General features: G+C 70.6%; 13 protein-coding genes. 9 read left to right on the top strand and 4 right to left on the bottom strand.

What is annotated here, in order from left to right; all coding sequences use genetic code 11:
* Position 1: 1 nt before the first annotated feature.
* The 3 genes from AB0K18_RS19725 to aceB are packed head-to-tail and all read right to left on the bottom strand — an operon-like array spanning position 2 to position 4,218.
* The gene (locus AB0K18_RS19725) at positions 2-1,183 is read right to left on the bottom strand and encodes an FAD-binding oxidoreductase (RefSeq protein WP_364915839.1); all 1,182 of its coding nucleotides are present in this window, start codon (positions 1,181-1,183) and stop codon (positions 2-4) included.
* Positions 1,180-2,616: an FAD-linked oxidase C-terminal domain-containing protein gene (locus tag AB0K18_RS19720; protein ID WP_364915836.1), complete on the bottom strand. Its 1,437-nt coding sequence runs from the start codon at positions 2,614-2,616 to the stop codon at positions 1,180-1,182. Before AB0K18_RS19720 ends, AB0K18_RS19725 begins: the two co-directional genes overlap by 4 nt.
* Positions 2,617-2,640: 24 nt before the next feature.
* Positions 2,641-4,218: a malate synthase A gene (aceB, locus tag AB0K18_RS19715; RefSeq protein ID WP_364915834.1), complete on the bottom strand. Its 1,578-nt coding sequence runs from the start codon at positions 4,216-4,218 to the stop codon at positions 2,641-2,643.
* A gap of 158 nt (positions 4,219-4,376) precedes the next feature.
* Between aceB and AB0K18_RS19710 the strand changes: the two genes are divergently transcribed.
* The 8 genes from AB0K18_RS19710 to holA all read left to right on the top strand — a co-directional run bounded on the left by AB0K18_RS19710 (position 4,377) and on the right by holA (position 16,146).
* Complete coding sequence (locus AB0K18_RS19710; RefSeq protein ID WP_364915831.1) at positions 4,377-5,069, top strand: DUF4097 family beta strand repeat-containing protein; 693 nt, start codon at positions 4,377-4,379, stop codon at positions 5,067-5,069.
* 108 nt (positions 5,070-5,177) lie between these two features.
* Positions 5,178-6,590, top strand: a complete 1,413-nt coding sequence (gene hflX, locus AB0K18_RS19705) for a GTPase HflX (protein WP_364915829.1) — start codon at positions 5,178-5,180, stop codon at positions 6,588-6,590.
* Positions 6,591-7,961: 1,371 nt separating this feature from the next.
* Positions 7,962-9,170 carry an imidazolonepropionase gene (gene hutI, locus AB0K18_RS19700; RefSeq protein WP_345399018.1) on the top strand — a complete coding sequence of 403 codons (1,209 nt, stop codon included), beginning with the start codon at positions 7,962-7,964 and terminating at the stop codon, positions 9,168-9,170.
* 13 nt (positions 9,171-9,183) lie between these two features.
* Positions 9,184-10,077, top strand: coding sequence for a DegV family protein (locus AB0K18_RS19695; protein ID WP_364915826.1), 894 nt, complete (start codon positions 9,184-9,186; stop codon positions 10,075-10,077).
* 980 nt (positions 10,078-11,057) lie between these two features.
* Entirely contained in the window at positions 11,058-11,594 is a 537-nt protein-coding gene (locus tag AB0K18_RS19690) for a ComEA family DNA-binding protein (protein WP_364915824.1), read from the top strand.
* 262 nt (positions 11,595-11,856) lie between these two features.
* On the top strand, positions 11,857-14,385 hold the full coding sequence (locus AB0K18_RS19685) for a ComEC/Rec2 family competence protein (RefSeq protein WP_364915821.1): 2,529 nt from the start codon (positions 11,857-11,859) through the stop codon (positions 14,383-14,385).
* Positions 14,386-14,630: 245 nt separating this feature from the next.
* A complete protein-coding gene (locus AB0K18_RS19680; protein WP_364915818.1) occupies positions 14,631-15,056 on the top strand; it encodes an NUDIX domain-containing protein in 426 nt (141 codons plus the stop codon).
* Positions 15,057-15,162: 106 nt separating this feature from the next.
* Positions 15,163-16,146 (top strand): DNA polymerase III subunit delta, encoded by a 984-nt coding sequence (gene holA, locus AB0K18_RS19675; RefSeq protein WP_364915815.1) that lies wholly within the window; start codon positions 15,163-15,165, stop codon positions 16,144-16,146.
* Positions 16,147-16,246: 100 nt separating this feature from the next.
* Here holA and AB0K18_RS19670 read toward each other — a convergent pair whose 3' ends face one another.
* Positions 16,247-16,732, bottom strand: a complete 486-nt coding sequence (locus tag AB0K18_RS19670; protein WP_364915812.1) for a MarR family transcriptional regulator — start codon at positions 16,730-16,732, stop codon at positions 16,247-16,249.
* A 67-nt stretch (positions 16,733-16,799) separates the two neighbouring features.
* Here AB0K18_RS19670 and AB0K18_RS19665 point away from each other — a divergent pair, with 67 nt between their 5' ends.
* The gene (locus AB0K18_RS19665) at positions 16,800-18,119 is read left to right on the top strand and encodes an MFS transporter (protein WP_364915809.1); all 1,320 of its coding nucleotides are present in this window, start codon (positions 16,800-16,802) and stop codon (positions 18,117-18,119) included.
* The last annotated feature ends 93 nt before the right edge of the window (positions 18,120-18,212 follow it).

Raw genomic sequence — 18,212 nt, 5'->3', positions numbered from 1 at the left:
GTCACACGCCTCCCACGTACCGGCCTGGAGACATCCTGCGACCGGGATCGAACCGTTCCTTGACCCGCCGCATCAACGGCAGCGAACCCACCTGCCCCCACCTGTCGACCTTCGCGTACGGCGCCGCGAGCACGTGCACCCGCCCGCCGGCCGCCTCGACCTCGGCCCGCAGCCGCGTCACGGCGGCGGCCAGCTCGCCCTCCTCCGTCGCCTGCGCCGACTCCAGCAGCAGCCGCCCGCGCACCGGCGAGCCGCGCAACGCCATGCCGGTGGGGCCGGCCGCGTCGAGCACCGCTGCCGTCGCCGCCGGCGGGAACCGCAGCTCGACCAGCACCTCGTCGGCGAGGATGCGCCCCCACCACGGCGGCGGCTCCTCGGTGATCTCGCCCGCGCCGATCTCGTCGCGCAGCGTCGCCGCCCTGCCGGCCGCCGCCGTGCCCTCGACCAGCGCGGCGAGCGTGATCGGCGCGTCGGGGGCGGGCCTGTCGATCTCGACCGCGCTCGGCTCGGCCTGCGAGGCCGCGAGGCCGGTCGCCTTCGCGGGATCGTCCAGGCGGGCGACCACCCAGCGGCGGCCGGGTGGCAGCGGGTGCAGGCGGAACGTGGCCTCGGCGATGACGCCGAGCGTGCCGTACGAGCCGGTGAACAGCTTGCCCAGGTCGTAGCCCGCGACGTTCTTGACGACCTTGCCGCCCGAGCGGGCGATCGTGCCGTCGGGCAGCACCACCGTGATGCCGATGAGCAGGTCGCGGGCGGTGCCGTAGCGGAACGCGCGCGGCCCGGCCGGCCCTCCGGTGGCGAGCGTGCCGCCGACCGTGGCGTCCTCGGCGAACGGCACGTCGAGCGCCAGCTCCTGCCCCTCTCCCGCGAGCACGCCGGCCAGCGCGCCCATCGTCACCCCGGCCTGGGCGCGCACCACCAGGTCGCCTGCCGCGTGCTCCAGCACCTCGTTCATGCAGCACATGTCGAGCAGCACGTCGCAGCGCTCGGGCGGCGGCGCCCAGTGCAGCTTCGTGCCGCCGCCGGCGGGCACCACCGCGAGGTCCCGCTCCGCGCAGGCGCGCAGCACGGCCGCGATCTCCTCGACGCTCTCCGGCAGCACCACCCAGCGGGGCCGCACCCCGGCCACCGCGTCGTCCGGCCCGGCCTGCCGGGTCGTGACCCCGCCGATCGTGTCGCTCAAAACTGCTCCGCCTTCCCCGACTCGACCAGCGGGTGCACGCCCTTGCGCTTCCCCGGCACCTCGCCGCACAGGCGCGGGGTGGGGAACACCTTGCCCGGGTTCGCCAGCCCCTCGGGGTCGAACGCGCAGCGGACCAGCTGCATGGTGTCGAGGTCGTCGGCGCTGAACATCTTCGGCATGTACCGCGACTTGTCCACCCCCACGCCGTGCTCGCCGGTGATCGAACCGCCATGCTCGATGCACAGGTCGAGGATCGCCCCCGACACCACCTCGGCCCGCTCGCCCGCGCCGGGGTCGCCGTCGTCGAACAGCACCAGCGGATGCAGGTTGCCGTCGCCGGCGTGGAAGACGTTGGCCACCCTGATGTCGTGCTCCTCCGACAGCCGGTCGATGGCCGCCAGCACGGCCGGCAGCGACGTGCGCGGCACCACGCCGTCCTGCACGATGTACGCCGGGCTGATCCGCCCCACGGCGGCGAACGCCGACTTGCGGCCCTTCCAGATCGCGGCTCGCTCCGCCGGATCGGCCGCCACCCGCAGCTCGAACGCCTCGGAGCAGATCTCCCGCAGCCGCGCGAACTGCCGCTCGACCTCGGCGGCAGGCCCGTCCAGCTCGACGATGAGCACCGCGCCGGCGCCCTCGGGATAGGAGCAGGCCACCGCGGCCTCGGCCGCCTCGATGGCGAGCGCGTCCATCATCTCGATCGCGGCGGGCACGATGCCCGCGCCGATGATCGCCGACACCGCCCTGCCGCCCTGCTCGATGCTCTCGAACGCGGCCAGCACCGTGGTGACCGCCTCCGGCGCGCGGCACAGCCGTACGGTGATCTTGGTGGCGATGCCCAGCGTGCCCTCCGACCCGATGAACGCGCCCAGCAGGTCGTAGCCGGGGTCCATGCGGTCGAGCGTGACCAGGTCGCCGTCGGGGGTGACGATCTCGCACGCCTCGACGTGGTTGACCGTGAAGCCGTACTTGAGGCAGTGGGCGCCGCCCGAGTTCTCCGCCACGTTGCCGCCGATCGAGCAGACCTGCTGGCTGGAGGGGTCGGGAGCGTAGTAGTAGCCCTGGGCGCGCACGGCCTCGGTGATGGCCAGGTTCGTCACGCCCGGCTCCACCACGGCCCTGCGGTTGGGCAGGTCGATCTCCAGGATCGCGCGCATCTTCGAGGTGACGATGAGCACGCCGTCCTCGCGGGGGAGCGCGCCGCCCGACAGGCCGGTGCCCGAGCCGCGGGCCACGAAGGGCACGCCGTGCTCGTTGCACAGGCGCACCACGGCGGCGACCTGCTCGGCGGTCTCCGGCAGCACGACCACGCCGGGGGTGGCGCGGTGGTAGGTCAGGCCGTCGCACTCGTACGTGCGCAGGCGTACGGGATCGGTGATCACCGCGTCGTGAGGCAGCAGCGAGCGCAGTGCCGCGATCAGCGTCTCCATCACCGACCCCCTTTGTACGCTTCTTTATGGCATTTGAGCATAGGCCGGAAGGGTCAGGAACTCCGCGAAGTCGTCGTCCAGCGCCACCTGCTTGAACAGCTCCGTCGCCTGCCGGAACAGCCCCTCGTCGTAGCCCGGCTCCCCGGAGATCTTGGCCAGCTCCTCCCCGATGATCCGCTCCACGAGCTCCTTCGTCACCTGTTCGCCCGAGTCGGCCAGCGTGATGTCGTTGTGGATCCACTGCCAGATCTGCGAGCGCGAGATCTCGGCGGTGGCGGCGTCCTCCATGAGGTTGTGGATGGCCGCCGCGCCCTGCCCGCCCATCCAGGCGGCGAGGTAGCGCAGGCCGACGTCCACGTTGTTGCGCAGGCCCGCCTCGGTGATCTCGCCCGGCGTGTCCGACACCGCGAGCAGCTCGGCCGCCGAGACGACGACGTCCTCGCGCAGCCGGTCGAGCTGGTTGGGCCGCGAGCCGAGCACCCCGTCGAACACCTCGCGGCAGATCGGCACCAGGTCGGGGTGCGCCACCCACGAGCCGTCGAAGCCGTCGTTGGACTCGCGCGTCTTGTCGGCCCGCACCTTCTCCAGCGCCACCGCGTTGACCTCGGGGTCGCGCCGCGAGGGGATGAACGCCGCCATCCCGCCGATCGCGTGCGCGCCCCGCTTGTGGCAGGTGCGCACCAGCAGCTCGGTGTACGCGCGCATGAACGGCGCCGTCATCGTCACCGCGTTGCGCTCCGGCAGCAGGAACTCCCGCCCCCGCGTGCGGAACTTCTTGATCACGCTGAACAGGTAGTCCCACCGGCCCGCGTTGAGCCCCGCCGAGTGCTCGCGCAGCTCGTAGAGGATCTCCTCCATCTCGAACGCCGCCGGGTACGTCTCGATGAGCACCGTCGCCCTGATCGTGCCCTGCGGGATGCCGAGCAGCTCCTGAGCCCTGACGAACACCTCGTTCCAGAGCCGCGCCTCCAGGTGCGACTCGATCTTCGGCAGGTAGAAGTAGGGGCCCTTGCCCTTGTCGATCTGCCGCTGCGCGCAGTGGAAGAAGTAGAGCCCGAAGTCGAACAGCGACCCCGACACCGGCTTCCCGCCGACCAGGGCGTGCTTCTCGTCGAGGTGCCAGCCGCGCGGGCGCACGACCACCGTGGCCAGCTCGTCGTCGGGCCTGAGCGCGTACGTCTTGCCGCCGGTCTCGAAGTCGATCGTGCGGTCGAGCGCGTCACGCAGGTTGAGGTGACCGGCCACGCAGTTCTCCCACAGCGGGGAGTTGGCGTCCTCGAAGTCGGCCAGCCACACCTTCGCGCCCGAGTTGAGCGCGTTGATGGTCATCTTCTTGTCGACCGGCCCGGTGATCTCGACGCGGCGGTCCTCCAGGCCGGGCGCCGGCGGCGCGACCCGCCACTCGCCCTCCCTGACCTCCTTGGTCTCCGGCGGGAAGTCGAGCGTGCCGCCCGCCGACAGCTCCGCCTGCCTGGCCTGGCGGGCCTCCAGCAGCTCCAGCCGCCGCGCGCCGAACTCCCGCTGGAGAGTCGCCACGAACGCGAGCGCCTCCGGCGTAAGGATCTCGTCGAACCGGTCGAGCATCGGGCCGGTGATCTCCATGGGCCTCCTCCTTTTCCATATAGTGGAAAGTGAATTCTGGATTGTGGAAGCGAAACTACCCTTACGCGCACAGCGGGTCAAAGGTCGGGGTGTCCCCGGGATCGACCAGGGGTCATCCCCGATGCGGAACCCCTGCCCACGCGGGGAGGATCCTCTCCATGAAGACGATTGCGATCGCCGGCGGGCTGCTGGCCTCGACCTTGCTGCTGGCCGGTTGCGGGCTGGGGAGCCTCGCCGGTCCCAACAACGAGGACACGGTGTCGTACGAGGTGACCGACAAGGTCGCCACGCTGAGACTGGTCTCCAGGTCGGGCGACGCCGTCGTCACCGAGACCGGCGGCAGCGGCATCCGCGTCGTCGAGACCCTTCACTGGCGTGGCGACGACAAGCCGCAGCCGGAGCACAAGGTGGACGGCCAGGAGTTGTTCGTCACCTATGACTGCCCGTCGGAGTGGGGGAGCTGCAGCGTCGACTACAAGATCGAGGTGCCCAAGGGCCTGCGGCTCAACCTGGAGACGGGCTCCGGCAACCTCACCCTCAGGGACAGCACCGGCGAGATCGACCTGAACGCCGGCTCCGGTGACGTCGACGCGGCCGGGCTGGCCGCCAAGAAGCTCAACGCCGAGCTGGGCTCGGGCAACATCGAGCTCAAGTACGCCGCCGCACCCGAGGACGTCCGGCTCAAGGTCGGCTCGGGCGACATCCGGCTGCACGTCCCGGACCAGGCGTACGCGGTGGACAGCGAAGTCGGCTCCGGCGACCTCGCCCTCGACGTCAAGCAGGACAAGGGCGCCCCCAACAAGATCTCCGTCACGGCGGGCTCCGGCGACATCACCGTCTCGCCCTCTTGACAGTCTGTGGGAGCACCCTGATAACCAGGTGCTCGCGCTGTGGGTGTCGTGCCACCATCGTGGGAAGACATCGAGGTGTCCAGACGTTCCCTCATAGAGATGACACGTATGCACGAATTTCCCGCGCTCGACCCGATCGAGACCGGCGACCTGGACCTTGAGGACCGTCAGGCTCTGCGCCGCGTGGCGGGCCTGTCCACCGAACTTCAAGACGTCACCGAAGTCGAATACCGGCAGCTGCGGCTCGAGCGGGTCGTCCTCGTCGGCGTCTGGACCAACGGCACGGCGGAAGACGCCGAGAACTCTCTCCTGGAGCTCAAGCTCCTGGCCGAGACCGCCGGGTCCCAGGTGCTCGACGGGCTCATCCAGCGGCGTCAAAAGCCGGACCCGGCCACCTACATCGGCTCCGGCAAGGCCCTGGAGCTGCGCGACGTCGTCGAATCGACCGGCGCCGACACCGTGATCTGCGACGGCGAGCTGACCCCCGGTCAGCTCCGCCAGCTGGAGGAGACGGTCAAGGTCAAGGTCATCGACCGCACGGCGCTCATCCTCGACATCTTCGCCCAGCACGCCAAGAGCCGCGAGGGCAAGGCCCAGGTCGAGCTGGCCCAGCTGTCCTACCTGCTGCCCCGCCTGCGCGGCTGGGGCGGCAATCTGTCGCGCCAGGTCGGCGGTCGCGCCGCCGGCGGCGTCGGCATCGGCGGCCGCGGTCCCGGTGAGACGAAGATCGAGCTCGACCGGCGCCGCATCCGCGAGCGCATGTCCAAGCTCCGCCGCCAGATCAGCGGCATGTCCACCTCGCGCGACACCATGCGCCACCGGCGCCAGCGTCGCGAGGTGCCCGCCGTGGCCATCGCCGGCTACACCAACGCCGGCAAGTCCTCGCTGCTCAACCGCGTCACCGGCGCGGGCGTGCTGGTCGAGGACGCGCTGTTCGCCACCCTCGACCCGACCGTGCGCAGGGCCCGCACGTCCGAAGGCAGGCTGTTCACGATCGCCGACACCGTCGGCTTCGTACGCCACGTGCCCCACCAGCTCGTCGAGGCGTTCCGCTCCACCCTGGAGGAGGTCGCCGACGCCGACCTGATCCTCCACGTGGTCGACGGCTCGCACCCCGACCCCGAGGGGCAGCTCACGGCCGTCCGCGAGGTGTTCGCCGACATCGAGGGCGCCTCCGACGTGCCCGAGATCGTGGTGATCAACAAGGCCGACGCGGCCGACCAGGAGGTGCTCGACCGCATCGCCCGCCGCGAGCGCGACAGCATCGTCGTCTCGGCCCGCACCGGGGCCGGCATCCCCGAGCTGATGGACCTCATCGAGGAGCGGCTGCCGCGCCTCGACCACGAGGTCCACCTGCTCGTGCCCTACGACAGGGGCGACCTGATCTCGCGGGCCCACAAGGAGGGCGAGGTCCTCTCGGTGGACCACGTCGAGGACGGCACCATCCTGCACGCCCGGGTCCTGCCCAGCTTGTCCCAGGAGCTGGAGCGGGTGGGCAAGCCGGTGGAGCACGCCATCTGACGCCTTCGTGAGCGCCTCTCCACGTGGGGAGAGCCTTCGTGAGAGCCTCTCCACATGGAAGGGCTCTTCGTGAGCGCATCTTCACGTCAGAGGACTTCTGCTCCTCTCCATGTGAGAGGAGCTTTGTGAGCGCCTTTCCGCGTGAGAGGCGCTCACGCTTTTCCTGGGTGGGCGCTTCTCCCTGTGAGAGGCGCCCACGCGCTTTGCGCCTGCAAGGCTGTGAAGAGGAGGCAGGCGCTTCCGGCAGGTCAGTCAGTCAGTCCTCAGCGTTCGGCGTTCGCTGCGGGTGCTCGTCAGGTGGCGAGCTCTCTGAGGCGGGGGCCGCCGATCATGGTGAGCATGTCGGTGTGGACGGTCGCCAGCTCAGCTCCCGCCGTGACCGCGGAGCGCGGCTGCGGCTCGTGCCGGACATGAGCAGGGCAGTCCCGCCACCGTTGCGCCCCACCCCCCGCGACCTCACTCCCTTGCAGTCGCGCCCCCGTTGCGCCCCGCCCTCGCTTGCGGCCCTGGGCCTCTCATGCCCTTACGGCCTCGTGCGGCGGCCTCGTGGCCGGCCCTTGCGGCCACGTCCCTGATCAGGGAGGCCCCGCCTCGCAGGCGAGGCACCTCCTCCCCGGCTCCCCGCGTGCCTTGAGACCCCTTGCGGCGCTCTGTCGTGGCCCTGGCCCTGACCCTGGAGGTCCTATGGTGGGCTCCGCTTGTGCGGGGCGTCTTCGGGGCGTCTCGGGGCTCGCAGCCCCGCCGTCGGTGGCCTTCGGGGCCCCGAACCTCCTCCCTTCCCGTGCGCCGGCCGGGCCTTCGTGTGGGGTCGGTCCGGTAGGGTGTCGCGGCGGGGTGGTGGCGCTGCGTGCACATGCCGTATAACGGTCCCGTGATAGACCGGTCCTGCGATATGCATACGCTGCCAAAACGCGCGAGGCCGTACCCATCCCCCATGGTTGGGCGACACTCTCCACAAAGCGTGCAGACCTCCCCAAAAGCGGCAGTGGTCCCCACCCCCCTGGGGTTGCTAGGATTAGCCAGACCTAACGTTGGTCTGGTTTTTGGGTTCGGGTTCTAGGTTTCGGATGATGACTGCGAGTGTTCAAGTCGTCAGCGGGGGCCGTGGGGACGAGGCAGGGCTGCGTGACGGTTGGGATGAATGGTCTTTCTTCCGAATAACCCTGTACAGCAGCCCGACATGTGAAATAACGTAACTGAACTGAAATCGCTGGATCATGCGTCCGGCGATACGGTCACCGCACTACTCGATGCGGATGAGAGCAGGAGACCCCCCATGTCGTCCGGACCCGGAGCGGACTCAGTGGGCGCGGCGCCGGCCGTGCGCTGTGCTCTGCACCCGTACGAGGGGTCGTGCGGGGTGGTGATGCGGTGACCGTTCGACTGCTGACCAACATCGGCCGTCTCTGGACCGGCAACGAGGTTCTCAGCAACGCCGCCATCCTGGTGCACAACGACCGCATCGCGTGGGTCGGCCGTGCCCCGGACCTGCCGCAGAGCGTGCCGGGTGTCGTCGATGACATCGTCGACGTCGATCACGTCGAAAACCTGGGCGGCGCTCTCGTCACCCCCGGGCTCATCGACGCGCACACGCACCCCGTCTACGCCGGCAACCGCTACGCCGAGCTGGCGATCCGTACGGGCGGCTCCACGTCCGCCTCGATCACCGCGGCCGGCGGCGGCGTGGGCTCCACCGTCACCGTGACCCGCGGCACCGACCCGTGGACCTTGTGCAACGGCGTACGCGAGCGCCTGCGCGACTGGCTGCTCAGCGGCACCACCACGGTCGAGGCCAAGACCGGCTACCACCTCACCCGCGACGGCGAGCTGGCCGACGTGCGGCTCCTGCGCGAGCTGGAGAAGGAGCCGATGATGCCGCGGGTGCACGTCACGTTCCTGGCGGCGCACGTGGTGCCGCCCGAATACTTCGGCAGGCAGCGCGAATACGTCGAGGCCGTGGGCGCGTGGTGCGCCGACGCGGCGGCGGCCGGCGCCGACAGCGTCGACGTCTACTGCGACGAGGGCTACTTCACGACGGAGGAATCCCGCTGGGTACTCGCCTCCGGCCGTAACGTCGGGCTGCTGCCCCGCATCCACGCCGGCATCTACAGCCGCCGCGGTGCCGTCCAGCTCGCCGCCGAGCTCGGCTGCGCCTCCGCCGACGGCCTGCACCACATGTCCGACGAGGACATCGCGATCATGTCGCGCTACGGCGTCCCCGCCGTCGTCTGCCCGGCCACGGCACTGCAGCGCGGCCACCTGCCGCCGGTCCGCCAGATGATCAAGAACGGCGTGCAGATCGCCCTGGGCAGCGACCACAACCCCGGCTACTGCGGCATCACCTCGATGTCGCTGGTGATCGCGATGGCGGTGTCGGCGTTCGGGATGAGCGTCAACGACGCCCTGCGCGCGGCCACCCTCGGCGGCGCCACGGTCCTGGGCGCGCCCGACCGCGGCGTGCTGGCTCCCGGGCGGCTGGCCGACATCGTTCAGTGGGACGCCGACCACGAGGGCGCCTTCGCCTGGTCCTTCGGCCTGAAGCCGCGCCGGGTGTGGCGGGGTGGAACGCCCGTTCAGTAGTTAATCTCGGTGTATGCCGCCCTTGGTCGCTGTTGTCACCGATTCGACCGCTTATCTGGGTTCCGTCCCCGGGGTGTCCGTGGTTCCCGTACAGGTGAACCCGAGGCGTGCTGCTGGCGCATCGGCCGCCGCTTCCGATGGTCCACCCACGTCCTCTTCTGGGTCACCGGCCGCCCAGCCTGACTCCTCAGGTGCCTTCGACGAAGGCTCCTTCGCCGGCGACCTCGCTTCGGCCACCACCTCACGTCCCTCACCGGCCAGCTTCGCCTCCTGCTACTCCGACCTCGCCGCAGCCGGAGCATCGGCGATCGTCTCGATCCACCTTTCCGGCGAGATGTCCGGCACGATCGAATCCGCCCGCGCCGCCGCCAGGGAAGCCGCCGTACCGGTGGCCGTGATCGACAGCCGTTCGATCGCCATGGGCCTGGGCTACCCCGTACTGGCCGCCGCCCGAGCCGCCACGGACGGCGCCCCCATGGAAGAGGTGGTCTCGGCCGCCAACCGCTGCATCTGTGGCACCCGCTCGTTCTTCTACGTGGACAACCTCGAATACCTCCGCCGCAGCGGCCGCATCGGCACGGCGGCCTCCCTCGTCGGCTCGGCGCTCATGATCAAACCGCTGCTGCACATCACAGAGGGCCGCATCTCCCTCCTGGAGAAGGTCCGTACGGCCTCCCGCGCCATCGCCCGCCTGGAGGACCTGGCGGTGGAGGCGGCTGGAACCGGTCCCGTGGACGTGGCGGTGCAGCACCTGGGAGCCCGGGAACGAGCCGAGGGCCTCGCCGAACGCCTCTCGAAGCGAGTGCCAGGACTGGGGGAGTTGCGGGTGGTGGAGGTGGGGGCGGTGATCGGCGTACACGTCGGCCCGGGGATGCTCGGCGTAACCGTCACGCCCTGCGACACGTAGCGACGGGCACGTCCTCCGCGAAGGAGACATGAGCGACCAGGGCCGCTGCTTGTCCACACCCTCGGCACAGGTTCCGGCCAGTATCCCCAGAACGCCGTTCGGCCCTTCCCCGCCCACCGCCTCGCCGTACCTTCACTGCCGTGCGAACCCCCGATCCGACGGCAGAACGCGCCATAGCCGAGTCCCGGCTACGGTCGATCACCGCGCCTGCCCGCCGCGCCCGCCGCCGCCTCACCAGGCCGACCTGGGCCACCGGCATCGGTCCCGCCTACAAACCGCCCTACCAAGACACCCCAGGATCCACCACCCCCCTGAGGCCGCCGAAAACCCTCACCCCACCCACCGACGAACCCAAGAACGCCGCACCCGCCCGGCTTCCCGGCCTCCCCTTCGAACCACCGCCGCCCGACGCCCCGCAGCGCGCTCCTGGAGGCCAGGCAGGCAATTCATCACCGGCTTTGCCATCACCGCCACACCCCGGCACACCTCACGACCCCGCAGCGCCACCAGATCACCCCGAGTCGCTGCACCATGCCTCACTTCCAGACCCAGAGGCGGACTTCGCAGCACCACCGCATCTTGACCTGCCAGCCGACCTTGGAACACCGCTCCACCCGACATCCGAGCACCTCACACCCCCTGCGCGCCTGTCGCTGCCCGAGCACTTGGACCATCCGCCGGGTCTCGCTACGCCCGCCTACCTCACACCCTCGGCGGGCTTGCCGATGCCGGAGCACTTGGATCATCCTTCGGGGCTCGCCGCGCCCGCGTACCTCAGCCGCTCAGCGGACGTCCCGACACCGCTTGATCCCGGCACACAACCGTCTCGGTCCTCAGCGCCCGGTCACCCTGCCCCTAAGGCCGCGTCCACCCCGAACCCCGCAACAGCCTCCCTCCGGTCCCTACGGCAGCTCCTGGCCGCACAGAGCCCCACTCTCGACCCCGGGAAGCCGGGTCTACGCGTCCTGCTCGCCATCGGGGTGCTCGCCACGGCGGTGGCGGCCTTCCTCGCCTGGCGCTCGCAACCGACGCCCCAGCCCCTGCCTCCGCCCGCCCCCGTCACCCCGCTGACTTCGATCACCCCTTCGACCACCGCCGCCAAGGTGACCGTCCATGTCGCCGGAAAGATCCGCAAGCCGGGCGTCTACTTGCTCCCCGCAGGCTCAAGGGTGACGGACGCCGTGTCGGCGGCCGGCGGCGTGTCCAAGGGCGCATCCACAGGACAACTCAACCTCGCACGACGCCTGATCGACGGCGAGCAGATAGTCGTGGGCGCCCCACCAGGCCACGCAGCACCGGGCTCCCCGGTAATCGACCCCGCCACCGCCATCCTGGACCTCAACTCCGCCACCCCCGACCAGCTGGAACAACTCCCAGGCGTAGGGGAGGTCCTCGCCGCCCGCATCGTGGAGTTCCGTACCAGCCGTGGCGGCTTCACCACGATCGACCAACTCCGGGACGTCTCAGGCATCGGCCCGAGAAAGTTCGAGGAAATCAAACCAAAGGTCCGCGTCTGACATGCCCGCCCCCGACCCCACCCCCGCCACCGCACCTGGTCCAGCCGCAGCCACCAGCTCAACCTCCAGGCGCGCATGGGACACCGGCGCTGCCCCTGCTCCTGGCCCCAAGTGCGCTCCTGCCGTCGCCCGCGGCTCCGGCCTTGTTCGTGGCCCTCAGAAGCGGCGGCCGGCTGTTCCGAAAGAGCCTTCCGTTGCCAAGCCTGAGCCCGCATGGCCGCTGGCTCTTCCGGCCCTGGCTGCCTGGGCCACCGCACTGGCCTTGCTCGGTTGCACCGCGCTCGTCGGCCTGATCACGGCCGCCGGTGTCGCGACCGTCGCCGCCGTAATGGCGTGGCGTACCCGACAACCCCCGAAAGGCCGCACCCGTACGGAGCCTGCCCGCCGGATCAGCCCGGGGTGGCGGAACATCATCCTGGCCACCCTCATCGGCACGGCGGCGACGGCCGCCACCGTGGCCCTCCGCGTCCACGCCCTCACCACCGGGCCGACCGCCGAACTGGCCGAACAGAACGCCTTCATCACCGCCCAGATCGCCCTCACCGACGACCCAAGACGCAGACCGAACGGAGCCGCCCGCTTCCAGCAAGAGAGCTACGTGATCCCGGCGACCCTCAAGGTCCTCCAGACCTCCACGACGCGGCAAGCAGTCGACGTCCCCATCACGGTCTTCGCGACGGGCTCGGCATGGCGTCCCTTGCTGCCGACCCAGGAGGTCGAGGTCACCGGCCGCCTGGCCAAGCCGACACCGGGCACGTCCGTGGCGGCGATCCTGCTCGTCCGCGAGGCGCCCCGCCCCCTGACACCCCCGTCCACCCTGCAGACGGTGGCGGGTGCCATCAGGTCGGGCCTGAGATCAGCTGCCGACGTACTGCCTCCCGACCAGCGCGGCCTCCTGCCCGGTCTGGTCGTGGGCGACGTCTCCCGCATGGACCCGCAGGTGACAGCCGACTTCAGGGAAGCCGGCCTCAGCCATCTGAATGCGGTGTCGGGGGCCAACCTCGCCATAGTGGCAGGCGCGGCACTCGCGCTCTCCCGGCTCGTCGGCCTCTCACTCCCTCTGCGGGCGGGCTTCGCCGCCGTCGCGATGCTGGCGTTCACCGTGGTCGCACGGCCGTCGCCGAGCGTCCTGCGAGCCCTCCTCATGGGCCTGGCAGCCGCGATCGCGATGGGCACGGGCCGCTCGAAGGACGGCGTCGCGGCCCTGTCGGCGACGGTCCTGTTCCTGATGCTGTTCGTGCCCGAACTCGCCCGCTCATACGGCTTCGCCCTCTCCGTAACGGCGACCGCCGGCATCCTCCTCCTCGCCCCACGCTGGCGAGACAAGCTGATGGGCAGGAACAGCGCGGAGGAAGACCCCTCACCTACCGACGCAGCCCCTGACGTGATGCGTGGAAGGGACGGCGTCGCCGGTCTCGCCTTTGTTCCGGAGAGCGGGGAGGGGGCCTCTGCTGCCGGCTCGGCTTCTTCCGGGCGGGGTTCCTCTGCGGCGGGAGAGGCACGCGCGGCCTCTCAACCGGATCCTGACGCGTCGCCGGAGAGCGGGCGTAGGCGGGTGGTGGCGTTGCCGCGGTGGGTGGCGGAGGCGGTGGCGGTGCCTGCGGCGGCGCAGCTTGCGGTGACGCCTGTCCTGGTGTTGATGGCCGGGCAGCTGACGCCCGTCGCGGTGGTCGCCAACCTGCTCGTCGCGCCGGCGGTGGCGCCCGCGACTCTGCTCGGCTTCGGTGCCGCGCTGATTGCGCCGGTCTGGCTTGATGGGGCGCGGATGCTGGCGATTCCCGCCGGGTACGCGGTCGGGTGGATCATCACGGTGTCGCGGTGGGCGGTGACCGTGCCGTTCGCGACCGTGCCGTGGCCGGCCGGGCTCGCCGGGCTCGGGTTGCTGGTGCTTGCGGTGGCCGTGGTGGTTGCGGTGATGAGACGTCGGGCCTGGCGTGCTGTGGCGTTGACGGTGGCCGGGGCGGCCCTGGTGGCGGTGCTGGTGCTCCGGCCCATCGCCGGGTCGTGGCCGCCCAAGGGGTGGGTGATGGTCATGTGTGATGTGGGGCAGGGCGATGGCCTGGTCATCTCGGCCGGGCCGGGCCGGGTCGTGGTCGTGGACACGGGGCCGGATCCGGTGGTCATGGATCGGTGCCTGCGGAGGCTCGGGGTCTCGGACGTGCCGTTGCTCGTTCTCACGCATCCCCACGCCGACCACGTGGACGGGCTGCCGGGCGTCCTCAGGAACCGTCGCGTCGGGGCCGTCGTCGTCAGCCCGCAGCGTACGGGTGCGCGGTCCGGGGGACGCATCACCGGCATGCTGCGGCGACGCGGCATACCCGAGTGGACGGTGCCGCCGGGCACCCGATGGCGGTTCGGGCCGTCTGAGCTGACCGTCCTCGCGCCCGACCCGGTCGCGGGTGAGCTGCACGGGCAGGGTGAGGGCAGCGCGATCAACAACTCGAGCGTGGTGATGCACGTACAGTGGCGGTCCGGGTCGATGCTGCTCGGCGGTGATCTGGAGACCGAGGCTCAGGACGAGCTGGCGCGGCGGTTGATCGTACGGGCCGACATCCTCAAGACGCCGCACCACGGGTCCAACAGGCAGTCACCTGAGTTCCTGGCGTCGCTGGGGGCGCGGGCCGCGTTGATCAGCGTGGGAGCCGGCAACGACTACGGTCACCCGGCGACGTCCACGCTGAGTCTCCTGCGACGGCTCGGCCTCACGATCCACCGTACGGACCAGTCGGGGGACCTCGCGGTGGTGGAGCGAGAAGGCGGCGGCCTGGCAGTGGTTCCCCGTGGCCCCTAGCTTCCCGAGTTGCCCGAGTTGTTCCGGTCCGGTCCCGCACGTGGTGGATCTCGTCCCGCACGTGGTTGGGCCCGTGCCGCACATGGTTGGGCCCGTGGCGGTCCGTTCTCGGGCATGTCCCTCCGCCTTGGCGTTCTTCGGCTGGCTCTGGTTCGCTTCCGGATGCGCTGGATACCCGTTCCCGGAATTGGTTGCGCTTCTGCTCTGGCCTGGGTGGGTTTGTTGGGGTTGGCATACTGGCGAGCGTGCTGAGCGACGGTGTGATGCGGGTGGTGGCGGCGGCTGTCGTTGATCGGGGGCGGCTGCTTGTCGTCAGTAAGAAGGCTGCGCCGGAGACGTTCTACCTGCCGGGAGGGAAGCCCGAGGACGGGGAGAGTCCGGAGGACACCCTTCTGCGGGAACTTGATGAGGAGCTTGGTGTTGCGGCGCGTGATCTGAATCTGTTCTGCGAGGTTGAGGACGTGGCCGCGCTTGAGGGTGTGCCCATGCGTATGACGGTTTTCACGGTGAGACTGGCCGGTCGGCCCGAGCCTGCTGCTGAGCTCGCGGCTCTCGGGTGGACCGATGGGTGTGATGGGTACCGGGCTCGGCTGGCTCCGGCTGTTCGTGATCAGGTGCTGCCGCTGCTTGTTCGGGCGGGAGCGCTCGCATGCGGCCAACGCCGGAGTTGAGCTTCTTTCGCGTTCCTTCCAGCGCCGGAGCTCAGCTTCTTTCGCGATCCTTGGTGTGAGGATTCGGCGGTGGGTTGCGAGTACCTAGTTGTCGGCGGGGCGTGGCATGCTGCCTGACATGGCGGGAACCGATCCAGCACCTGTGACCTTGGTCGTCGGCGATGAGGAGTTGCTGGCCGAGCGGGCGGTCAGTGGGGTCGTCGCGGCGGCCAGGAGTGTCGATCCCGGGGTCGACGTGCATGACCTCGTCGGGAGCAAGGTCACGACGGGTGAGTTGACGCAGCTGACGTCCCCTTCGTTGTTCGGGGATCGGTCCGTCGTGGTGATCCGGGGGGCGCAGGATCTCGGCAAGGACGTCATCGCCGAGATCGTGGCGTACGCGAAGCAGCCGTCCGAGGACACCGTGATGGTGCTCGCCCACCCGGGTGGGGTGAAGGGCAAGGCGCTGGTCGACGGGGTGAAGAAGGCCGGGGCCAAGGTGGTCGCGATCAGCAAGGTCACCAAGGCCGGTGAGCGGATGGAGTTCATCAAGGCGGAGTTCAAGCGGGCCGGGCGGAACATCTCCGGCGATGCGGCTCAGGCGCTGCTGGACGCGGTGGGGAATGATCTGCGGGAGCTGGCGGCGGCCTGTTCGCAGTTGATGTTCGACACCGAGGACAAGACGATCAGTGCGGCGGCCGTGGCTCGCTATCACAAGGGGCGGGCGGAGGTGACCGGGTTCAACGTCGCCGACTCGGCTGTGGAGGGGCGGCTGGCGGAGGCGCTGGAGCAGTTGAGGTGGGCGCTCGGCACCGGGGTCGCTCCCGTGCTGCTGGTCAGTGCGCTGGCCGGTGGGTTGCGGTCGCTGGCCAAGGTCGGCAGCGCGCCTCGCAACCTGCGGGGCGGGCAGCTGGCCAGTCATGTGGGCATGCCGCCGTGGAAGGTCGACCGGGTGAAGCGGCAGCTCAACGGGTGGGGGCCTGAAGGGCTGTCGCGGGCCATCCAGGCGGTGGCTCATGCCGACGAGCAGGTCAAGGGTGGGGGAGCGGATCCGGCTTACGCCCTGGAGCACACGGTGCAGGTGATTGTGGCGAGCCGCACCGGACGGTGAGTGCGTCCCCCGCCTCGGTTGAGGGCTGGAGCAGGAAGCCAGGGCTGAGGGTTGAGGCGGAGGGTCAGGGCGGATCATCAGCTCGACGCATGAGTACGGCCTAACGGGTGGTTTCGGCGTTGTGGAGCAGCTTCTTGAGGAGGCCGTCCAACTGAGCCTGGTCCTCGGGGGACAGTGCCTTGATCATGGAGGCTTCGACTTCGGCGCGGATGGTCATGGCCTCCATCCACAGGTCGTGACCCTTCGACGTGACCTCCACGTCCACCCGGCGGCGGTCCTCGGTGCTGCGGACCCGGCGTACGAGCGCTGAGCGTTCCAGCGTGTCGAGGCGGCCCGTCATGCCCGCCGGCGACAGGAGGAGGTCGGCGGCCAGCTCCGACGGCGTCGCCATGCCCCCGCGGGCGACGAGGCGGTGCAGGGTCTCGAACTCGAAGTCCTGCATGCCCACCTCCGACAGGGCCGCCTCCTTGGTGTGGGCGATGTGTTTCACCAGGAACTGCAGGCGGGTCACGATCGCCTCCACCCGTTCGTCGAAGGGGGCCTTGCCGCGCCAGCGGGCCAGGTGACGATCGACCGAGTCCTCCATGCCTGGGAGCATAGGGCAGTGATTAATTCGTTGACGTAATGTTCGGTGGCGAAATATTGTCACCGGCATGGTGATGCGGCTTCTCATCGGGCGGTGCCTGTCCGCGCTGGGCACGGCGCTCATTCCGACCACTTTGACGCTGGCTGTGCTGCGGGCCGGGGGCGGTGAGGGAGAGCTCGGTCTGGTGCTGGCGGCCGAGCTGGTTCCGTTGCTGGTGTTGCTGCCGGTGGGCGGGGTGCTGGCCGATCGGGTCAGGCCCGCGCGGGTGGTGCTTCTCGCCGACCTGACCCGCTGCCTGTCGCAGGCGGTCATCGCCGGGGAACTGCTGCTCGGTGTCTATCGGGTGGCCGATCTGGTCGTGTTGTCGGCGGTGGCGGGGGTGGCGATCGCGTTCGGGAGTCCCGCGGTGCCGCGGCTCGTGGTGGCGGTGGTGCCCGGGCCGGTCCGGTTGCGGGTGAACGCGCGGATCGGGGTGGTGACGAGCCTGTCCGCGGTGGCCGCGCCGGCGATCGCCGGGACGATCACGGTGGTCGCCGGGCCGGGGTGGGCGGCGGGGGTCACGGCTGTGGTGTTCGCGTGCTCGGCGTTGACGCTCGGCGGTGTTCGGGCGCCGGGCCTGGCGATGGAGTCCGGTGGTGTTGGGGCGCCGGGCCTGGCGTCGGAGTCCGGTGGTGTTCGGGCGCCGGGCCTGGCGTCGGAGTCCGGTGGTGTTCGGGCGCCCGGCCTGGCGGTGGGGTCTGGTGTTCGCCGGCCGCTCCCGGTCGGGCGTGGGCTGGCGGCGCGGGGGCTTGGGTTCGGGCGGGAGCTGGTCGAGGGGTGGCGGGAGATCAGCGGGCGGCCGTGGTTCGTGGCGTGCGTGGTCGGGCACGGCGTGTGGCACTTCATGGCCGGGCTGTTCCTGACGCTGGGGCCGGTCGTCGCCGTACGGGATCTGGGCGGTGAGGCGAGCTGGGCGCTCATCGTGCAGTGCGGCACCGTCGGGATGGTGCTGGGCGTGTTCCTGGCACCTCGGCTGCCGGTCCGGCGGCCTCTGGTCGTCGTGCAGATCGGGGCGGCCTGTTACGTGTTCCCGATGGCGGCGCTGGCAGCAGGGGCGCCGCTGCCGGTCATGGCAGGGGCCTACGCCGTGGCGCTGTTCGGGCTGGGGCTGCTCAGCCCGTTGTGGGAGACGGTGGTGGCCGACGAGGTTCCGGAGAGCGCGCTGGGGCGGGTGCGGTCATTCGACCAGCTGATCTCGTTCGCGTCGCGGCCGTTCGGGCTGGCGGTGGCCGCGCCGCTGGCCGGGGTGGCCGGGATCGCCGCGCCGGCGGTCGTGGGCGGCGTGCTGGTCGCCGCCGCCAACCTCATCGCCATCGCCTGGGCGCCAGGACGCGCCCAGCGGAGGTGAGCAGGGCCGGCCAAGCGCGGGTGAGCAGGGCCGGGCAAGCGCGGGTGAGCAGGGCCGGGCAAGCGCGGGTGAGCAGGGCCGGGCAAGCGCGGG

The sequence above is a fragment of the Nonomuraea sp. NPDC049421 genome (assembly GCF_040677005.1).
GTDB lineage: Bacteria > Actinomycetota > Actinomycetes > Streptosporangiales > Streptosporangiaceae > Nonomuraea > Nonomuraea salmonea.
Note: the sequence above shows the minus strand (reverse complement) of the source record. Positions and strands in the feature narration are given on the sequence as shown.

What these genes read in the sequence shown, in the direction of transcription:
- AB0K18_RS19720 (WP_364915836.1), bottom strand. Translation starts at nt 2,616, where the DNA reads ATGGAGACGCTGATCGCGGCACTGCGCTCGCTGCTGCCTCACGACGCG.
- aceB (WP_364915834.1), bottom strand. Translation starts at nt 4,218, where the DNA reads ATGGAGATCACCGGCCCGATGCTCGACCGGTTCGACGAGATCCTTACG.
- AB0K18_RS19710 (WP_364915831.1), top strand. Translation starts at nt 4,377, where the DNA reads ATGAAGACGATTGCGATCGCCGGCGGGCTGCTGGCCTCGACCTTGCTG.
- hflX (WP_364915829.1), top strand. Translation starts at nt 5,178, where the DNA reads ATGCACGAATTTCCCGCGCTCGACCCGATCGAGACCGGCGACCTGGAC.
- AB0K18_RS19695 (WP_364915826.1), top strand. Translation starts at nt 9,184, where the DNA reads ATGCCGCCCTTGGTCGCTGTTGTCACCGATTCGACCGCTTATCTGGGT.
- holA (WP_364915815.1), top strand. Translation starts at nt 15,163, where the DNA reads ATGCTGCCTGACATGGCGGGAACCGATCCAGCACCTGTGACCTTGGTC.
- AB0K18_RS19670 (WP_364915812.1), bottom strand. Translation starts at nt 16,732, where the DNA reads ATGGAGGACTCGGTCGATCGTCACCTGGCCCGCTGGCGCGGCAAGGCC.
- AB0K18_RS19665 (WP_364915809.1), top strand. Translation starts at nt 16,800, where the DNA reads ATGGTGATGCGGCTTCTCATCGGGCGGTGCCTGTCCGCGCTGGGCACG.